Source organism: Paenibacillus sedimenti (assembly GCF_014534655.1).
GTDB lineage: Bacteria > Bacillota > Bacilli > Paenibacillales > NBRC-103111 > Paenibacillus_E > Paenibacillus_E sedimenti.
In genome coordinates, this window is the sequence record NZ_JACVVD010000003.1 from 316134 (window position 1) to 331291 (window position 15158).

The 15158-nt window shown below is 44.1% G+C and carries 20 protein-coding genes and 2 pseudogenes; 10 read left to right on the forward strand and 12 right to left on the reverse strand.

From position 1 onward, the window contains the following. Nucleotides 1–154: 154 nt before the first annotated feature. On the reverse strand, nucleotides 155–1168 hold the full coding sequence (locus tag ICC18_RS10110; protein ID WP_188174272.1) for a zinc-dependent alcohol dehydrogenase family protein: 1014 nt from the start codon (nucleotides 1166–1168) through the stop codon (nucleotides 155–157). Between the two features lie 115 nt (nucleotides 1169–1283). Between ICC18_RS10110 and ICC18_RS10115 the strand changes: the two genes are divergently transcribed. Continuing rightward, the gene (locus tag ICC18_RS10115; protein WP_188174273.1) at nucleotides 1284–1676 is read left to right on the forward strand and encodes a winged helix-turn-helix transcriptional regulator; all 393 of its coding nucleotides are present in this window, start codon (nucleotides 1284–1286) and stop codon (nucleotides 1674–1676) included. Nucleotides 1677–1748: 72 nt separating this feature from the next. Here ICC18_RS10115 and ICC18_RS10120 read toward each other — a convergent pair whose 3' ends face one another. From ICC18_RS10120 to ICC18_RS10130, 3 genes and pseudogenes are all read right to left on the reverse strand, one after another. Continuing rightward, nucleotides 1749–2399, reverse strand: coding sequence for a formylglycine-generating enzyme family protein (locus ICC18_RS10120; protein ID WP_223192516.1), 651 nt, complete (start codon nucleotides 2397–2399; stop codon nucleotides 1749–1751). A gap of 63 nt (nucleotides 2400–2462) precedes the next feature. After that, nucleotides 2463–2828, reverse strand: a complete 366-nt coding sequence (locus ICC18_RS10125; RefSeq protein WP_188174275.1) for a DUF4180 domain-containing protein — start codon at nucleotides 2826–2828, stop codon at nucleotides 2463–2465. A 20-nt stretch (nucleotides 2829–2848) separates the two neighbouring features. After that, nucleotides 2849–3076: pseudogene (locus tag ICC18_RS10130) on the reverse strand (TetR/AcrR family transcriptional regulator); the annotation flags it as partial. 59 nt (nucleotides 3077–3135) lie between these two features. Between ICC18_RS10130 and ICC18_RS10135 the strand changes: the two are divergent. Next, nucleotides 3136–3458 (forward strand): annotated as a pseudogene (locus tag ICC18_RS10135) (NAD(P)H-dependent oxidoreductase); the annotation flags it as partial. Between the two features lie 55 nt (nucleotides 3459–3513). On the opposite strand, the gene ICC18_RS10140 reads toward ICC18_RS10135, so the two are convergent. Next, on the reverse strand, nucleotides 3514–4278 hold the full coding sequence (locus tag ICC18_RS10140; protein WP_188174276.1) for an ArsR/SmtB family transcription factor: 765 nt from the start codon (nucleotides 4276–4278) through the stop codon (nucleotides 3514–3516). 198 nt (nucleotides 4279–4476) lie between these two features. Here ICC18_RS10140 and ICC18_RS10145 point away from each other — a divergent pair, with 198 nt between their 5' ends. From ICC18_RS10145 to ICC18_RS10155, 3 genes are all read left to right on the forward strand, one after another. Further along, the gene (locus ICC18_RS10145; protein ID WP_188174277.1) at nucleotides 4477–5028 is read left to right on the forward strand and encodes an NADPH-dependent FMN reductase; all 552 of its coding nucleotides are present in this window, start codon (nucleotides 4477–4479) and stop codon (nucleotides 5026–5028) included. A gap of 114 nt (nucleotides 5029–5142) precedes the next feature. Further along, nucleotides 5143–5490 carry an ester cyclase gene (locus ICC18_RS10150; protein WP_188174278.1) on the forward strand — a complete coding sequence of 116 codons (348 nt, stop codon included), beginning with the start codon at nucleotides 5143–5145 and terminating at the stop codon, nucleotides 5488–5490. A gap of 70 nt (nucleotides 5491–5560) precedes the next feature. Next, nucleotides 5561–5962, forward strand: a complete 402-nt coding sequence (locus ICC18_RS10155) for an ester cyclase (RefSeq protein WP_188174279.1) — start codon at nucleotides 5561–5563, stop codon at nucleotides 5960–5962. A gap of 706 nt (nucleotides 5963–6668) precedes the next feature. On the opposite strand, the gene ICC18_RS10160 is transcribed toward ICC18_RS10155, so the two are convergent. Further along, a complete protein-coding gene (locus tag ICC18_RS10160) occupies nucleotides 6669–7061 on the reverse strand; it encodes a hypothetical protein (RefSeq protein ID WP_188174280.1) in 393 nt (130 codons plus the stop codon). Between the two features lie 198 nt (nucleotides 7062–7259). On the opposite strand from ICC18_RS10160, the gene ICC18_RS10165 reads away from it, so the two are divergent. The 3 genes from ICC18_RS10165 to ICC18_RS10175 all read left to right on the forward strand — a co-directional run bounded on the left by ICC18_RS10165 (nucleotide 7260) and on the right by ICC18_RS10175 (nucleotide 9120). Then, complete coding sequence (locus ICC18_RS10165) at nucleotides 7260–7847, forward strand: TetR/AcrR family transcriptional regulator (protein WP_188174281.1); 588 nt, start codon at nucleotides 7260–7262, stop codon at nucleotides 7845–7847. Between the two features lie 68 nt (nucleotides 7848–7915). Then, on the forward strand, nucleotides 7916–8233 hold the full coding sequence (locus ICC18_RS10170) for a luciferase domain-containing protein (RefSeq protein ID WP_188174282.1): 318 nt from the start codon (nucleotides 7916–7918) through the stop codon (nucleotides 8231–8233). 8 nt (nucleotides 8234–8241) lie between these two features. Continuing rightward, nucleotides 8242–9120, forward strand: coding sequence for a haloalkane dehalogenase (locus ICC18_RS10175; RefSeq protein WP_188174283.1), 879 nt, complete (start codon nucleotides 8242–8244; stop codon nucleotides 9118–9120). 214 nt (nucleotides 9121–9334) lie between these two features. On the opposite strand, the gene ICC18_RS10180 is transcribed toward ICC18_RS10175, so the two are convergent. Further along, nucleotides 9335–10273: an NAD(P)-dependent alcohol dehydrogenase gene (locus ICC18_RS10180; RefSeq protein WP_188174284.1), complete on the reverse strand. Its 939-nt coding sequence runs from the start codon at nucleotides 10271–10273 to the stop codon at nucleotides 9335–9337. Nucleotides 10274–10327: 54 nt separating this feature from the next. Beyond that, nucleotides 10328–10732 (reverse strand): DUF6326 family protein, encoded by a 405-nt coding sequence (locus ICC18_RS10185; protein WP_188174285.1) that lies wholly within the window; start codon nucleotides 10730–10732, stop codon nucleotides 10328–10330. Nucleotides 10733–11055: 323 nt separating this feature from the next. On the opposite strand from ICC18_RS10185, the gene ICC18_RS10190 reads away from it, so the two are divergent. Together ICC18_RS10190 and ICC18_RS10195 are read left to right on the forward strand one after the other, a co-directional pair. Further along, complete coding sequence (locus tag ICC18_RS10190; protein ID WP_188174286.1) at nucleotides 11056–11313, forward strand: cold-shock protein; 258 nt, start codon at nucleotides 11056–11058, stop codon at nucleotides 11311–11313. Nucleotides 11314–11368: 55 nt separating this feature from the next. After that, the gene (locus ICC18_RS10195) at nucleotides 11369–11575 is read left to right on the forward strand and encodes a hypothetical protein (RefSeq protein WP_188174287.1); all 207 of its coding nucleotides are present in this window, start codon (nucleotides 11369–11371) and stop codon (nucleotides 11573–11575) included. A 106-nt stretch (nucleotides 11576–11681) separates the two neighbouring features. Here the strand turns inward: ICC18_RS10195 and ICC18_RS10200 are convergent, their stop codons facing one another. The 4 genes from ICC18_RS10200 to glgD form a co-directional block, all read right to left on the reverse strand. Continuing rightward, complete coding sequence (locus ICC18_RS10200; protein WP_188174288.1) at nucleotides 11682–12086, reverse strand: cytochrome-c oxidase; 405 nt, start codon at nucleotides 12084–12086, stop codon at nucleotides 11682–11684. A gap of 167 nt (nucleotides 12087–12253) precedes the next feature. Beyond that, nucleotides 12254–12451, reverse strand: coding sequence for a hypothetical protein (locus tag ICC18_RS10205; protein WP_188174289.1), 198 nt, complete (start codon nucleotides 12449–12451; stop codon nucleotides 12254–12256). Nucleotides 12452–12570: 119 nt separating this feature from the next. Next, entirely contained in the window at nucleotides 12571–14004 is a 1434-nt protein-coding gene (gene glgA / locus ICC18_RS10210; protein WP_188174290.1) for a glycogen synthase GlgA, read from the reverse strand. A gap of 41 nt (nucleotides 14005–14045) precedes the next feature. Continuing rightward, nucleotides 14046–15158, reverse strand: a complete 1113-nt coding sequence (gene glgD, locus ICC18_RS10215) for a glucose-1-phosphate adenylyltransferase subunit GlgD (RefSeq protein ID WP_188174291.1) — start codon at nucleotides 15156–15158, stop codon at nucleotides 14046–14048.

Sequence of the window (15158 nt, forward strand, 5' to 3'; positions counted from 1 at the left end):
GCAGGAGAGGACTTGTATCGTTGATATGGGGACAAAAGGGGCTTTCCCATAAGGGTTAGCCCTTGAAGATGAAAAGTGATGTCAGTGCTCGACAAGTTATCATTAAACCGGATGCTTGCTTCAGAAAAGTAATCGATTGGGATTGTGTTCGGACTTAGAATTTGATGCAGATTTTCCCAAAATGCGAGCCCTTCGTCATGTAATGCAGAGCATCAATAGCGTGTTCGAACGGAAAAATACAGTCAATGATCGGGCGAAGCCCACTCTGTTCGATTGCCCGATTCATCGTCTCAAACATGTCGCGACTTCCGACATTGATCGCTTGAAGCCTTGCTTTCCTTAGAATTGCGGGGATGATATCAAATCCTTCCACACGGAAACCCGATAGACCGCCAACCATACTGATTTGTCCTCCAACCCGCAGCGCTGAGATTGAGCGGTTCAAAGTAGCAGAGCCGCCAAGATCGACGATATGGTCCGCTCCACGGCCATTCGTCTGTTCAAGAACGATCTTATTCCAATCAGGTGTTTGTTTATAATTGATACCAAAATCCGCACCAAGACCCTTCGCCCGCTCCAATTTATCGTCGCTGCTTGATGTTACGATCACGGTGGCCCCGTGAAGCTTGGCGAATTGAAGCGCGAACAAGGAGACGCCGCCGGTCCCTTGTACGATAACTGTTTCTCCGGCTTTGATTTTGCCTTCTTCAACGACAGCATGCCATGCCGTTACGCCTGCACAAGGGAGTGCGGACGCTTCTTCATCCGTCAAAAGATTCGGTACGAGAACCAATCCTTGCTCGGGAAGCACGGCGTATTCCGCGAGCAGCCCGTCCAACGGACTGCCTAATGTACTTACCCAATTTTCTTGTGTAGGTTCTCCAGATATCCAGCTTTGGGTAAAAATTCCGCTCACCCTGTCACCTGTCTTGAACCTGGATACTTGCTCTCCCAAGGCGACAACTTCGCCAACACCGTCAGATATCGGAATGAATGGCATCCTCAAATTCGGGTTATAAAACCCGTCAATTACACCCAGATCTCTGGAGTTAAGGGAGACCGCACGCATTTTAATAAGTACTTCGCCACGACCGGGAACCGGCATCGGACGTTCGGCTGCCTTTAGTTGATCGAGTCCAAATCCACTTTGAATTTCATAAGCTTTCATAGAAAACCTCTCCTTTTTCAAATGGTATAGACATACAATAATACATGGACTAAAATAAAGTAAGTAGGCACTTTGAAGTGTCCTGGGAACCTAAAGGTGCATAGGGGGACATAAAATGACATCAACAAATTCGATTAAACCCGTACAACCCGACATATCGATATCAGTTTGCGGATACAGCAAAGTACTTGAAATCATTTCGAATAAGTGGACGGCGCTAGTCATCTACTCTTTGGAAGACGGTGCTATTCGTTACGGTGAAATGGGGAGACGAATCGAAGGAATATCCAAAAAAATGCTGACTCAAACACTGCGGCAACTGGAACGGGACGGGTTGGTCCAACGCGATATTACACCGTCTATTCCCCCAATCGTTGCGTATTCACTAACTCCTCTCGGTGAAACGTTGCTTCAACCCATGAGAGAGCTGAATCAATGGACGAGAGATAATTATTCGCTAGTCGAAAAGGCCAGAGCAACTTATGATCAAACTTATACCCAGGAATAAAGCTATAGGAATTTGAACAATAAAAAGCATTGTACAAAAAGAAAAACCTATGTCTGTTGACATAAGTTTTGATTATGAGCTTGATGACTTGGCAAGCCTGAATCCAAGGTCATCGATGATAAATGAAGGATGACTGCGACGACGACATGAGGCTCCACAACCTCTGGCCTCTTCCGCCCAGCTGCCACCGCGAAAAATTCGGTAAGAGCCGTATACGTTCTCATCGTATAAATCCCAACACCATTCCCACACATTCCCTAACATATCATACAGCCCCCATGCATTCGGATCCTTTCTTCCTACTTCATGGATCGTGCCACCTGAATTTTCATTATACCAGGCAATCTTATCAAGCTCTCCGTATGTATATCCTGTAGTTCCTGCTTTACATGCGTACTGCCATTCCGCTTCTGAAGGAAGGCGATAGCCATTTGAATCCCAATCACAGATGATATCTTCACCATCATTACTTACAGAATAACACGCCTTCAAACCAACTTTCTGAGAAAGCAGATTACAAAAAGAAATCGCATCATTCCATGAAATATTCACAACCGGAGTTTGATCTTCGTCAAAAGAAATAGATGATTTTTGTGAAATGGCAAAATACAGTTCCTTAGTGACAGGGTACCGGGCAAGAAGAAACGGTTTTATTTCAACCTTCCATTTAGATGTTGTTCGATCGTCCCTTAAATCTATTTCTCCACCAGGAACTTTTACCATCGGATAATCAACAAGACTCTGAAATACATCCGACACTCCATCTTCCTCCTAGTCTATCTTGTACTAACCGTTGCTCAATTTATCGATAGCTTGCTTTTCAGTTGGCAAGAAAAAGACATCCCTTCCTTTGTTACACTCATAGATGAAATCCTTCAAGCTCTGACTTGAAATGCCAGAAAAATCACCAACTATTGCAACTTTCACTCGATAATTACTAAATTTTTGTAATATTTCTCCTGCAAGCCGTGTTTTTAAATCGAAAAAGTCCTCATTTAATGCCGATTGATTTAAAATTATACGATCACATCGTGCTTCATATTGTACAGTTGCCATTAGATCTAATGCCGACTGAACATCAGATATCAATATCTCGTTACTTTCAACTACGGCAATTTCTATATTGTTCTTTATAATTGTATTTATTTTCATATTCGTCCTCCATCCATCGTTCAACCTTTTATTAATCTTCTGACATAATCCTCACAGATATATCGATTATCCACATTATTCAATGGAAGGATATTCGCTACTCTAAAGAAGCTTAGTCCAACCACCATCGCCAGAAGGCCGTATGCGGCGCTTTTGGATTCGTCCACCCTCATATGCCCCGACATGTTGCCGTAATCCATATAGCTCTTGGATACTATTTCTTGTAAATTACGGTCCAATACAGCTTTCCTTTTCGGAGTGCATCATCATATAACCTAGCTTCTGCTCAGCCCTGTCTCACGCATACATGGAAGGGGCTGCAGACAGTTCAGCCCATTATTCGTAATATTAATTTAAGCCAAATCACGTTTGACCCTAATTTGAAGTATGGTTACCGCCAAAGAACAGAGCTTGAGGAAGATCTAAAACAAGCGCAGGAGTCGATCCGTTGGGCAAATCACACTGTCTTCGTCTATCCCACATGGTGGGGGGCGATGCCGGCCATCCTAAAAGGATTTATCGATCGTGTCTTTTTACCCGGCTTCCGCGCATCTGATTGTCACCATGGACACCCCGTCCTGGTACAACCGGTGGATATACAAGCAAGCCGGCCATAGCGTGATGAAGCGGCTAGGATCAAAGCTGGCTTAAGATAATGTGATTGATTTCCGCCAGATTTTTTGTTTTAGTCGCCAGCGAGCATCTCCCCCGTTTCAAGCAAAGTCTTCATACCCGAAAGCACAATCGGCAACCCGTTTTCAAGAATTTTTGCAGTACGGGCAGATTGTTCATATTCATCATGCACAACGGTTACGAGGGTCACGCCGTGAAGTTCGGCATGCGAACCGATCTCCCACGTAATGCGTGACGGGGTGTCGCTCTCCGTACCCGGAAACGAAATAAAGCGCCAGCTCATCACGAGTTTACTCGGAGGATCGATGTCGAGAATGATCCCTTCCGCTTTCTTCTCCTCTCCGTCCCATAGCTCAAATGGCGATTCGATTTCCCAGGTGGATCGAATGGCGCAATTGAACCAAAACTTCGACGTTTTGGCCGGATCCGTGAGAGCTTGCCACACTTGTTCAGGCTTTGCTTTAATCGCTATCCGGTTTACATTCCGGGGTTTGTTATCCATATTCGTTTCACGCTCCAGTTCGTTTTGAAGAGATGTTAATCCGATCACCCATGGTTCGGCGTATTTGCTCACCCATCTCTCATAAATTTGACGTATGGGCACCGCGTTCAAATAATGAAGCTTTTCACGGCCTGCTTTTCTCGTTGTAATGAGCCCGGCTTCCTCCAATATATTCAGATGCTTCATGACGCCGAATCGGGACATGTCGAGCGGCGCGCAGAGATCATTCAGCGTCCGCCCGTTTGAAGCGTGAAGCAGATCCAAAAGCGTACGGCGGCTTGGATCCGCGAGCGCTTTGAATATGTCATTTTCCAATCAGACCACCTCCTTCCTGACTATCTGAAAAAAATTGGTTTAAACCGCTTGACATGTTACCATTAGGTAACGTATGATGAAGACATCAGAAGTGACCTTATAGTCACATATTAACACAAACGGATTTGTTTGTCAGCCGGCGGCATACAAATCCCTCTAATCTAACCAACCATTTGAAAATGAAAGGTGATGTTGAAGATGAAAGTAACCTTAATCGCGGGAAGCAACCGCACCAACGCTACGAGCACATACCTTCTCAAGTACATCGAAAACCATTTGAAAGCCCAGCACATTTCGGTCGCATTTGTCGATTTATCGGAACTGCAGCTGCCGCTTTTTTCACCCGACAACTGGGATTTTCATCCGAACGTCGGGCGTGTATTGGAAGCAATTGCAGATGGGGACGGTTTGATCCTTGCTACTCCAGAATACCATGGATCCATATCAGGAGCTCTTAAAAATGCCCTGGACTATATAACCGCAGGCCAGGTTACGGGTAAGACGGTGCTTTCCGTAAGCTCCGCAGGCGGTCCGCTCGGAGTAAGCTCGCTTTCGCACCTGCAGACGATTGTGCGTAATTTGCATGGGATTAACTGTCCGGAGTGGATATCGATCGGATACGGATCCAATACATTCGGTCCCGACGGCGCTCCGTTAGACGAGGGGATGAGAAATAGGGTTCGAGATGCAGTCGACAGTTTCGTGGAGCTGACCCGGAAGCTTACCGCAACAGCCGCGGCAGCAAACTAACAGATCAAGTCTTTTTTTTTCATCATTATGTTACCAAATAGTAACATGATGATAGTGGATGTAGCGAAAAGTTAATGTTGATGGATCCGAAAAATATACAAGGAGATGTTTTGTATGAAAACGATGGAACAAAAGAATGTAGAAACGGTGACCGCGTTTATCGAGGACATTGCGAATCAGAGCATTTTGGAGAAGACCGATCAATTTTTTGCCCCGCACATCGTGGAGGCATTTATGGATCGGCGCTATACCGTGGATGAAATCCTCGTCCAAGGAGAGAAAGTCATCGCCAGAATCTTCATGACGGCTGTGCATTTAGGCAATTTTACAGGAAATGCACCTACAGGCAAAACCGTAAAGGCGACGCAATTCCGCGAATTCCGCTTGATCGACGGGAAAATCGCCGAACACCGCGGCTGGTTCGATACGGCCACACTTTTACCTCAGATCCAAGCTCTATAACTGCAAATTAAGTTCGACATTCGTCGTTAAGTCAATACCAAATAACTAACTCTTAAGGAGATGTTTGAGAATGAAAACGATGGAACAGAGCAATGTGGAAACGGTAAGTGAATTTATCGAGGCATTTTGGAATCAAAGTGAATTGGATTGCGTGGATCAATTTTTATCAGCCGATTATCAAGAGCTCTCTTACCAATCAAAGGAAGGCCTGAAACAATTCGCTGCAAAGATCTTGGAGGCATTTCCCGATAAACGCTATTCAGTTGAAGAGATCATCGGTCAAGGGGATAAGGTACTTGTGAGAATGACTGTAAAAGGCACGCATCAAGGCTTGTTCTTTGGAACTGCGCCTACGGGCAATACGATTGATGTCACGCTATACCGTCAATATCGTGTTGTGGATGGCAAGATTACCGAGCATCGCGGCTGGATCGATATGGTAACCATGTGGCACCAAATTCGGGGCAACTGACCCGAATGGCCAACTTGCAGCAAGAGCTTGGACTGAATTCCGAGACTATCAAAATATGGAGATCATAGAATGCAAACAACCGCCCCATATGGGATCGGTTGTTTGCATGTTATGGAGCCAAGGGGGATCCAACCCCTGACCTCATCGCTGGCAGCGATGCGCTCTCCCCGCCTTGGGTATTTCACTTAGGACGAGTTGAGAATCCGTTCACTCCGTTTTGCGCTTAACTATGTTTATTATTCGTCATGCCAAACTGTCTTTTCTTCAACAAATAATCAATTACGGCTACCAAAAAATAAGATGCGACAATATTTACTAAGGTTATAAGCCAGAACAAACCATCTTTAAACGTTTGAATCCCCATTTTGACGAGTATGTAGTTCATCAAAAATATTAATATGAAACCGGCTCCCTTCCACCACCATTTCAATTTCGAACAATATAAGATCATCATAAGCAAGATTATAATGGTTCTATAAGAAACAATGAAAACCGCTTGATTTCTAAAAAAATCGTTATCATAAACAACAATATTGAAAACCTGGATCGAGAATGCATATAAGAAAAAGACCACCGTAATAGAAAAGGCGGCATTCGCTCCTAGAAACAACGTCAAATAATAAATAGGTTTTTTGGGGAGATGAATCATGTGTCGATACCATAGTTGCGATATCCATAAAAGCAGGAGTACCAAGACAAACGTGTATCAAGTTTGGTACCCCTTATGCTCATAAATTCCAAGTTGCAAAAAGGAAACTTCAATCAAACAATATGCTGCTGCGATAATAAAATACCATATCTTCGGGGGGGAAAATATTGAGACCAATACTGCGGTAACCGTAAGCGAAAACTGTGAAAAGTAGTTGCCTATTACAGAATCCAGGGACGGGTCGCTGCTTAGTTTCGGGAGGTATTTATATGCGTCCAATAGGGTCAAAAGCCCTGTTTCAGCAAAAAAAGTTAACCCCATCACAGCGAAACTAAATCCGATCGTAAATTTGCGATTGTTAGATTTGATCAATAAAAAAACGGATAAACCGATCGTAACGAAAGCCAATAGAAAATACCAAATGGTATGGCTCCAAAATGTTTCTTTCATAAAGATCCACCTTAACAGAATCTCGATTTTTATACTTATTATGCCCATGTGCTTACAATAACCTTGCATGGCCTTTGTCATTTTTTCAATTCTAAGGGGGCATCCGCTTTTGCACCAGCGATTTTTGTTTATTGACATGAAATCGAAGGAAGTATATACTTACGATGTAAGTAAGCACTTGCATTGAAGGAGCGGCAAATGAACGACAATCAAAGCACCAGCGACAAAATACTGATGGCAGCAATCGATCTGATGTCAGAAAAAGGTTATGATGGCACGACAACCAAAGAAATTGCTGCTGCGGCGGGAGTGAACGAAGTCACGCTTTTTCGACATTTCGGCACGAAACAGAAGTTGCTTGAGACAGCATTTCATCGTTATCATTATGCTGAAGAGATGACAAAGTTATTTCAAGAATCGCTTAAATGGGAGTTGCATACGGACCTTCTCTTAATCAGCCGAATATACCACAAGATCATGAATCGAAACAGAAAATTGCTATATATCTCTCAAAAAGGCAGCAGTAGTCTTCCTCAAGAAATTTATCAAGAAGCGGGGCGCCATCCCCGGCATTTAAGAAACCTTCTGACAAATTACTTGACTACCATGATGGAGAAAAATATGGTGATGACGCCGAATCCCGAGATGACAGCAATGTCTTTTATGTGGATGAATTATGGTGCATTTTTCAGTAGCCTTAACGCTACAGGAGCTTCTCCCGACCAATCTTTGCATGAGTTTATCGAAGAAAGCGTTCGGTTATTCGCTAGGGCTTTGACTCCCTAGCTCTTTTTTAACCAGTAATGCAAGTAAGTGCTTGCATTCGGGGCTGCGATTCGGAAAGGAGAACGTTTATGACCCAAACAATGAAAGAAGTTATAATCGATCAATTGCTTTCATGGCCGGAGGTTACCCATCAGCCGCATCGTTTCGGAGGGATCGAATTTTGTTACCGAGGGAAAGAAATCGGGCATTTACACGGTGAACATCTGCTCGACTTGCTATTGCCTAAATCAGTGCGCGATCAGTTAGTTGCTTCGGGGCGTACAAAGCCTCATCATATGTACCCGGATTCCGGATGGGTATCCATTTATCTGAACTCGCATCAGGATGTTTCCAACGCCATTGAGATTTTGCGAAACAAGTATAACGATCTAACAAGTAAAGGGTGAGATATTTGATGATTAACGAAGTTTTTCATTATGAAAAAAAGCGTCGACAGGTTTTAGGGTTGGATATGGCGTATGTGGAGGTTGGAAGCGGCGATCCTATCGTCTTCCTGCATGGCAATCCTTCCTCCTCCTATCTTTGGCGAAACATTATTCCTTATGCTCAACAGCATGGACGCTGCATTGCTCCCGATCTTATCGGCATGGGGGACTCCGCGAAACTCCCGGATAGCGGTCCAGGCTCTTACACTTTCGTTGAGCATAGACGTTATCTGGATGAGCTTCTGGATCAACTTGGCGTACGACAAAACATTGTTTTTGTGGTGCACGATTGGGGCTCGGCTCTCGGCTTCGATTGGGCGCGCCGCCATCCCTACGCGGTGAAAGGCATTGTCTATATGGAGGCGATTATCAAATCAGTAAGTTGGAGCGAGACAACGGAGACCGCGCGCAAAATCTTTCAGAAGCTGCGGTCCCCGGAAGGTGAACAAATGGTGTTGGAACAAAATTCCTTCATTGAAGTCAATCTTCCGTTGACCATACTTCGCAAGTTAACAGAAGAAGAGATGGCACAATATCGTCGACCCTTTGCAGAGCCGGGCGAGCCACGTCGACCAACATTATCCTGGGCGCGTCAGCTTCCAATTGATGGAGAGCCGGAGGATGTGATTGAAATCGTTGCTGCTTATGGAGACTGGTTAACACAAAGTCCCGTTCCCAAGCTATTCATTCGAGCCGAGCCAGGCAAGATGACGCAATCGACCATTGATTATTGCCGCACCTGGCCAGCACAAAGAGAGGTCGCAGTGAAGGGGCTCCACTATCCTCAGGAAGATGCTCCGGATGATGTCGGTGTCGCCCTTGCGGCTTGGTTGAAAGATCTGAAATAGTCTCTTTTAGATTATAAAGTCAATCCGACAGTATAGTCGGGTCAGGTTCTGCATTAGATGGGTACGACTATGATTATCGGCAGGTAGTAGTTTGGTTTCACAGCCCAGTTACAACAAATCTCTACTACCTGCTTAGCTTTTCTTTCCCATCGCGATTTGTAACTGCTTCACCTGAGTAATTCCGTCTGATACATGGCTTGCCACAAGAAAAGGATTAATGGGACTTTTTCTTGTTATCTTTATGCTCCAAAGTTATGACTACATTTCCCTTTTTACGCCCTTTTTCTACATATCTGTGAGCCTCGGCAATCTGTTCCAGCGGATAACGTCTATCTATAACCGATTTTATCTTTCCCGTCTCGATAAGTTCTCTGAGAAAAATTAAGTCTTCGGTACGTTCCTTTGCTGCCCCCTGTCCTTCAACCGACACGTATGTCCCGTTGGGAGCTAATACTTTCTTGCAATTTGATTTCGAATTTTTCCCAACTGCATCAAAGATAATGTCATAAAGCTCTCCTCTTTTCGTATAATCCTCTTTCGTGTAATCAATTACCTTATCGGCTCCCAAAGATTTCACCAATTCTAAATTTGCGGTACTGCATACCCCGGTAACTTCCGCCCCAAAGTATTTGGCAAGCTGCACCGCTGAAGTCCCTACCGCTCCAGAAGCTCCATAAATAAGAACTTTTTGTCCGTTCCGGATATTTCCTTTTCTAAGAAAATGCAGTGCTGAAGTTCCTCCAAAAAGAACAGCAGCGGCTTCCTCATAGGTCGCATTGACCGGTTTCAATGCCACCACTCCTCCTTCAGGCAAACATGTGTACTCGGCATATGCACCAAATCTTAATCCGGTTAATGCAAAAACCTGATCACCTTTTTTAAATCGTTTTACATCTTTGCCGATTGCTTCGATTTCTCCGGATAATTCCACCCCTAGTATAGGTTTTCTTGGTTTTCTGAAACCTAAGATTATTCGCATGGGGATCCAGTACAAAGTAGGACATTCGAAACTTCGAACTCTACAGTCCGCTGATGTTACTGTTGCCGCATGAACTTTTATTAGCACTTCATTGTTCTTGGGAGTAGGTTTTTCTACCTCTTTAAGCTCTAAAACATCCGGTGCTCCGTATTTTGTACATACCACCGCATTCATGGGTTTCCTCCTAAACTTCAATTTGCAATTGGCATAGTCATAAATCAACGCTGCTTATTCATTCTGTTTGGGCCACTTCCATGCATTCCAAATTATTAGGAACATACACAAAGTTTCTATCGATGCAAAAAAAATATAATGAAGATATAGCGAACCGCCTGCTATAACAAACAAAATTGTTATTAATGAAGCTATGATATTTGCCAAGCGATTCAATGTATACTTCAAAACACGAGATAAAAAAATCATAGGAATAGGTATTGCTAATAATACTGAAAATACCAATAAAAGTTCTTGAGTGATCGTAATATCTGTTGTTCCATCCAGTATTTGCTTTAGAAATCCTGGTATCATAAAGGAAAGAATATCCGCGAACACCATAGAAAACATTACTACGATCCATAAAGTTGAAAGTTTCTCTTTCATATCAATTTTGATGGTTTTATCTTTTATATTCATTATTTCCTCCCTGGTACAATTTGTTGATTTCATTTATATGCAACACGATATTAAAATATAGATACTTAAGTATCGTTTTAAGCACGCCTTCATCGTTCGTATTTGCCACAGTTTGCTAAGTATTAAAAAGGCGATCGCCACTCCAAACATAAAACCCAAACACTTGGCTCATTGCTTTTCCAATCTGATTATGATACGATTACTTGATAGTAAGAACGTGGAAGTTATTCAAATGGAAACCAAAACGAAAGCTGCTCCTGAACACATTCAAGGAGCAGCTTTTTCTTTTAGTCTTAAAAGAATATGAGGGGAGTTTAGCCAACATGTATTTCAACTTTCGCAACAAGTTTTTAGAGGACCTCCCAAAAGAAGATACGCAGGTATGGTCCTGCACCAAAGAAGGATGTAAAGGTTGGATGAGAGACAATTTTGCGTTTGAACGTAAACCGTTCTGTTGTTTATGCGCATCCCCGATGGTCAGTGACATGAAAATGCTGCCGTTACTTATTAATTCGAACGACAATTTGAAGGCGATCAAGAAAGGTGTTCCGATTACCCAAACTAATACAACTATTGCCTAATGGCAACACTCCGTCCATGACCATTCATACACGATCAACGATGAGGTGATAAGTATTGTTTAAACAAAATCAACTTCTTGACCATCCGTTGGAATTTGATAATGCCATGTATTGGGAAATTCCTGTTTCGGTTTGGCGTGGAAATCATTATGTTGATTATGGAGGGGTTATTAGCATGCATGATGACGACGCTGTTTATATTGCAGGAGATTATTTCCTCAAGAAAGAGTTTGGTTTTAGAGTAAGATCCACCATAGATTAACAATGTTGTTATGTAGCAGAAGCTGCAAAATCCAGCAGAAACAGATATAAAGCATGACAAGTCTGAACAAACTTCGGAGCTTAGTCATGCTTTTTTTCTACTGATCCTAAGCGGATACATGACGGTCGGATTTTTTGCTGCTCGCCGAACCTACATGTTTGAACACATTAATAGCAAACAAGATAACGCCAATAATGATTAACAACGAACCTGCAATCACTATGGGAATCAACGCCGACGCCCCAGTTAAAATCTCGATAGCTAATGCCCCTTGCATCAATGGCAAACCAATGTTATGTAACCAAAATTGCGTCTTGGCAAGCTTGGTATCCGCCGCAGCAGGATAAAAATGATAAATGAGTCCGAATACTGCCATAGATACCCAACCAAGTAAGTTAATGTGTGCGTGAACCGAAGCAAGACGGAAGTCCTGAACGATCCCCATCGTGAGTCCTAGAAGAACCCCCAGCGTTAAATAGACGACCGCTACTTTCAAATACGCTTTCCCCATACTTTTACTCCTCCTTAGAAGGTATGCAAACAATCACATTATAACAGGGAAAATTTACCTAGTACATAAAAAGTGTTCGACAAAATCTTTAGTTAAGAAGGACTACTTATGTTCCAGCCCATATCCCCCTGTCCATAAACGGAAAAAGAAAGTCTTCATGTAAGTTTTTATGATATTTTCTTAATCAAGCATAGTTTTCGCAAGTAATAGACGCCGCCAACTTTAATAACCTCATCGGAGTAGGCCTCGATCAGCCCTCCTGAGTCTTCCAATTCTCCATCGAACCATACTTCAACCGGTGTTTGAAAAAGCATGCAATGATACAAATCCACATCTGTGAAACATATATTAGCCCGACTCATCATGAACAACTGCCTCTCGCTTTAAATATCAACAGGTATTGTTTTTATCGACAAATGGGGACGAATTCTAAAGAGGAAACAATAAGAAAAGACTGGAAGCTCATGAGCCTCCAGTCTCTGTCTTAGGAATGTATGGTTTCTTTGTAGAGTGATATATATTGCTGGGCTGACTTTTTCCAACTGAAGTCACCCTTTTTTATATTTTGCTGAATGCGCAGCCATGCTTCGTGATCGTTCTTATAAAAAAATACAGCCCGGCGAATCGTATGCAGCATGTCATGAGCGTTATAATTGCTGAACGTGAATCCCGTTCCCTCTCCGGCAAACTCATTGTACGGCTCTACGGTGTCCTTAAGCCCTCCAGTCTCTCTGACGATCGGCACAGATCGGTAGCGCAGCGCAATTAACTGTCCGATCCCGCATGGCTCGAAATGGGAAGGCATGAGGAACAGATCGGATGCTGCATAAATTTGATGAGCGAGAGATTCATTGAACGTTATCTGCGCGGAAACCTTATCCGGATGGGTGTTCGCCGCATCACGAAACATCTGCTCATAGCTTTCATCACCAGTACCCAGCACGACAAGCTGGATATCGAGAGATAATATTTCAGATAACACGTGCTGGATGAGATCGAGCCCCTTCTGCTGTACCAAGCGGGTAACCAATGCAATCATCGGCACATCGCCATTCACAGGAAGACCCAATCGCTCCTGCAGTGCCAGCTTATTTTGCTGCTTTTTCGGGAGTGAATCCTTGTAGTTCACTACGAGATGGGGATCGGTCTTCGGATCAAACACCTCATAATCGATCCCATTTACGATTCCGGTTAACTGATCTCTGCGGTGCCGTAGCAGGCTGTCCAAATATTCGCCGTAATATGGCGTTTGAATCTCTTCCGCATAAGTCTGACTCACCGTCGTGATCCGATCCGCGTACAGAAGTCCGCCCTTCAAAAAGCTCGCCCCACCATGAAGCTCCAGCGCAAGTCCACTGAAATGGTCGTCGCTTAGACCGAACAGATCCTTCATAAGCGGCTGGCTGAAAACGCCCTGATATTTCAAATTATGGATCGTCGTTATCGTCTTGATCCGGCTGAAAAAAGGAAGATGACTATAATGCGCCTTCAGCAGCACTGGAATCATACCTGCCTGCCAGTCGTGACAATGAATCACGTCAGGCTGAAAATCGAGCAGCGGCAACGACTCGATGACGCCGCGGCAGAAAAATGCAAAGCGCTCCGCCTCGTCTCCATAACCATAGAGACCGGGACGCCGGAAATAATACTCGTTGTCAACGAAGTAAAATGTAACGTCCTCTTGCTGCAGCACATCAATCCCGATGTACTGCTTTCTCCAGCCTACATACACGTCGAATGTGACGACGGATGTCATGGCTTGACGGTAAGTTTCGGGGATGTCCCCATACTTCGGCAAGATCACTCTCACATCAAGGTCCTGGCGTGTCAGTTCCTTCGGCAGCGATCCGATGACGTCGGCTAATCCACCCGTTTTGGCAAAAGGGACAGCTTCTGAAGCCACAAACAACACCTTCATCGTTGCACTCCAATCCTTTGTTTAGTTATCAACCTCATCTTTTAAATCACCTTCGTCTTCGCGGCGATGAACGGGGCTTTGTTGTCGCCGGTCAGGACGCGGCCGCGGCTGATGAAGACATCTTTGTCGAGGATGGCGTTCTCGATGATGACATTCTCTTCGATTTCACAGTTTTGCAGGATGATGCTATTTTTCACGTAGGCGCCTTTGCGGATTTTTACGCCGCGGAAGAGAATGCTGTTCTCGACTTTGCCTTCGATTGTACAACCGTTCGCGATAAGGGTATTTTTGGCTGCTGCGCTTTCCAAATATTTGGCCGGCGGCTCATCTTTGACCTTCGTGTAGATTAAATTATTTTTTTGGAAGAAGAGCTCTCTCCAAATCGCCGGATTCAGCAGCTGCATGCTATGTTTATAATACCCTTGGATTGAATTTACAACGCCGAGATAGCCGCCAAATTTATACCCGTATACGCTTAGCTTGTCGATATTTTTCATGATGCCGTCACGGACAAGGTGGTCATAACCTTGAGCCAGGCAGGACTCTACCATATCAAGCAGCAGCGCTTTGCTCATGATGTACATTTCCATCGAAATGTTGTTCGTACGCAGTCGTCCGGTGTGATCCTCCATCAACGTTATCTGGCCGCTTTCCTTCACGGCGATCCGCCGGAATTTGCCATGAATATCCTCATCCGTTTGCTTATAAATTACGGTAATATCTGCCTGCGTATCCTCATGGTAGCGAACCGCATCCCGCAGATCAATGTTGCACACCATATGGCTGCGCGAAATAATGACAAGCTCTTCTTTACCGCGATAGAAGTAGTCGCGATTGCTGTAAAATTGAAAGAGATCTCCGCGCGAGATGCCTGTCGGTTCATCCAGTACGGAAGGAAGTACGAACAAACCGCCTCGCTTCCGGTCCAAATCCCACTCTTTGCCGGATCCCAAATGATCCATAAGCGATCTGTATTTGTGCTGCGTGAACACAGCGACATTATCAATCCCCGAGTTCACCATACTCGATAGCGAGAAATCGATCAACCGATAACGGCCGCCGTACGGTACCGATGCAGGGCAGCGAAAATAGGTCAGTTCCTCCAAATCATCCGGTTCATTCACTAAATTGATGACACCCATCACATGTTTCAT

What these genes read in the sequence shown, in the direction of transcription:
- ICC18_RS10110 (WP_188174272.1), bottom strand. Translation starts at nt 1,168, where the DNA reads ATGAAAGCTTATGAAATTCAAAGTGGATTTGGACTCGATCAACTAAAG.
- ICC18_RS10115 (WP_188174273.1), top strand. Translation starts at nt 1,284, where the DNA reads ATGACATCAACAAATTCGATTAAACCCGTACAACCCGACATATCGATA.
- ICC18_RS10120 (WP_223192516.1), bottom strand. Translation starts at nt 2,399, where the DNA reads ATGGTAAAAGTTCCTGGTGGAGAAATAGATTTAAGGGACGATCGAACA.
- ICC18_RS10125 (WP_188174275.1), bottom strand. Translation starts at nt 2,828, where the DNA reads ATGAAAATAAATACAATTATAAAGAACAATATAGAAATTGCCGTAGTT.
- ICC18_RS10145 (WP_188174277.1), top strand. Translation starts at nt 4,477, where the DNA reads ATGAAAGTAACCTTAATCGCGGGAAGCAACCGCACCAACGCTACGAGC.
- ICC18_RS10150 (WP_188174278.1), top strand. Translation starts at nt 5,143, where the DNA reads ATGAAAACGATGGAACAAAAGAATGTAGAAACGGTGACCGCGTTTATC.
- ICC18_RS10155 (WP_188174279.1), top strand. Translation starts at nt 5,561, where the DNA reads ATGAAAACGATGGAACAGAGCAATGTGGAAACGGTAAGTGAATTTATC.
- ICC18_RS10160 (WP_188174280.1), bottom strand. Translation starts at nt 7,061, where the DNA reads ATGAAAGAAACATTTTGGAGCCATACCATTTGGTATTTTCTATTGGCT.
- ICC18_RS10165 (WP_188174281.1), top strand. Translation starts at nt 7,260, where the DNA reads ATGAACGACAATCAAAGCACCAGCGACAAAATACTGATGGCAGCAATC.
- ICC18_RS10170 (WP_188174282.1), top strand. Translation starts at nt 7,916, where the DNA reads ATGACCCAAACAATGAAAGAAGTTATAATCGATCAATTGCTTTCATGG.
- ICC18_RS10175 (WP_188174283.1), top strand. Translation starts at nt 8,242, where the DNA reads ATGATTAACGAAGTTTTTCATTATGAAAAAAAGCGTCGACAGGTTTTA.
- ICC18_RS10180 (WP_188174284.1), bottom strand. Translation starts at nt 10,273, where the DNA reads ATGAATGCGGTGGTATGTACAAAATACGGAGCACCGGATGTTTTAGAG.
- ICC18_RS10185 (WP_188174285.1), bottom strand. Translation starts at nt 10,732, where the DNA reads ATGAATATAAAAGATAAAACCATCAAAATTGATATGAAAGAGAAACTT.
- ICC18_RS10190 (WP_188174286.1), top strand. Translation starts at nt 11,056, where the DNA reads ATGTATTTCAACTTTCGCAACAAGTTTTTAGAGGACCTCCCAAAAGAA.
- ICC18_RS10200 (WP_188174288.1), bottom strand. Translation starts at nt 12,086, where the DNA reads ATGGGGAAAGCGTATTTGAAAGTAGCGGTCGTCTATTTAACGCTGGGG.
- ICC18_RS10205 (WP_188174289.1), bottom strand. Translation starts at nt 12,451, where the DNA reads ATGATGAGTCGGGCTAATATATGTTTCACAGATGTGGATTTGTATCAT.
- glgA (WP_188174290.1), bottom strand. Translation starts at nt 14,004, where the DNA reads ATGAAGGTGTTGTTTGTGGCTTCAGAAGCTGTCCCTTTTGCCAAAACG.
- glgD (WP_188174291.1), bottom strand. Translation starts at nt 15,158, where the DNA reads ATGAAACATGTGATGGGTGTCATCAATTTAGTGAATGAACCGGATGAT.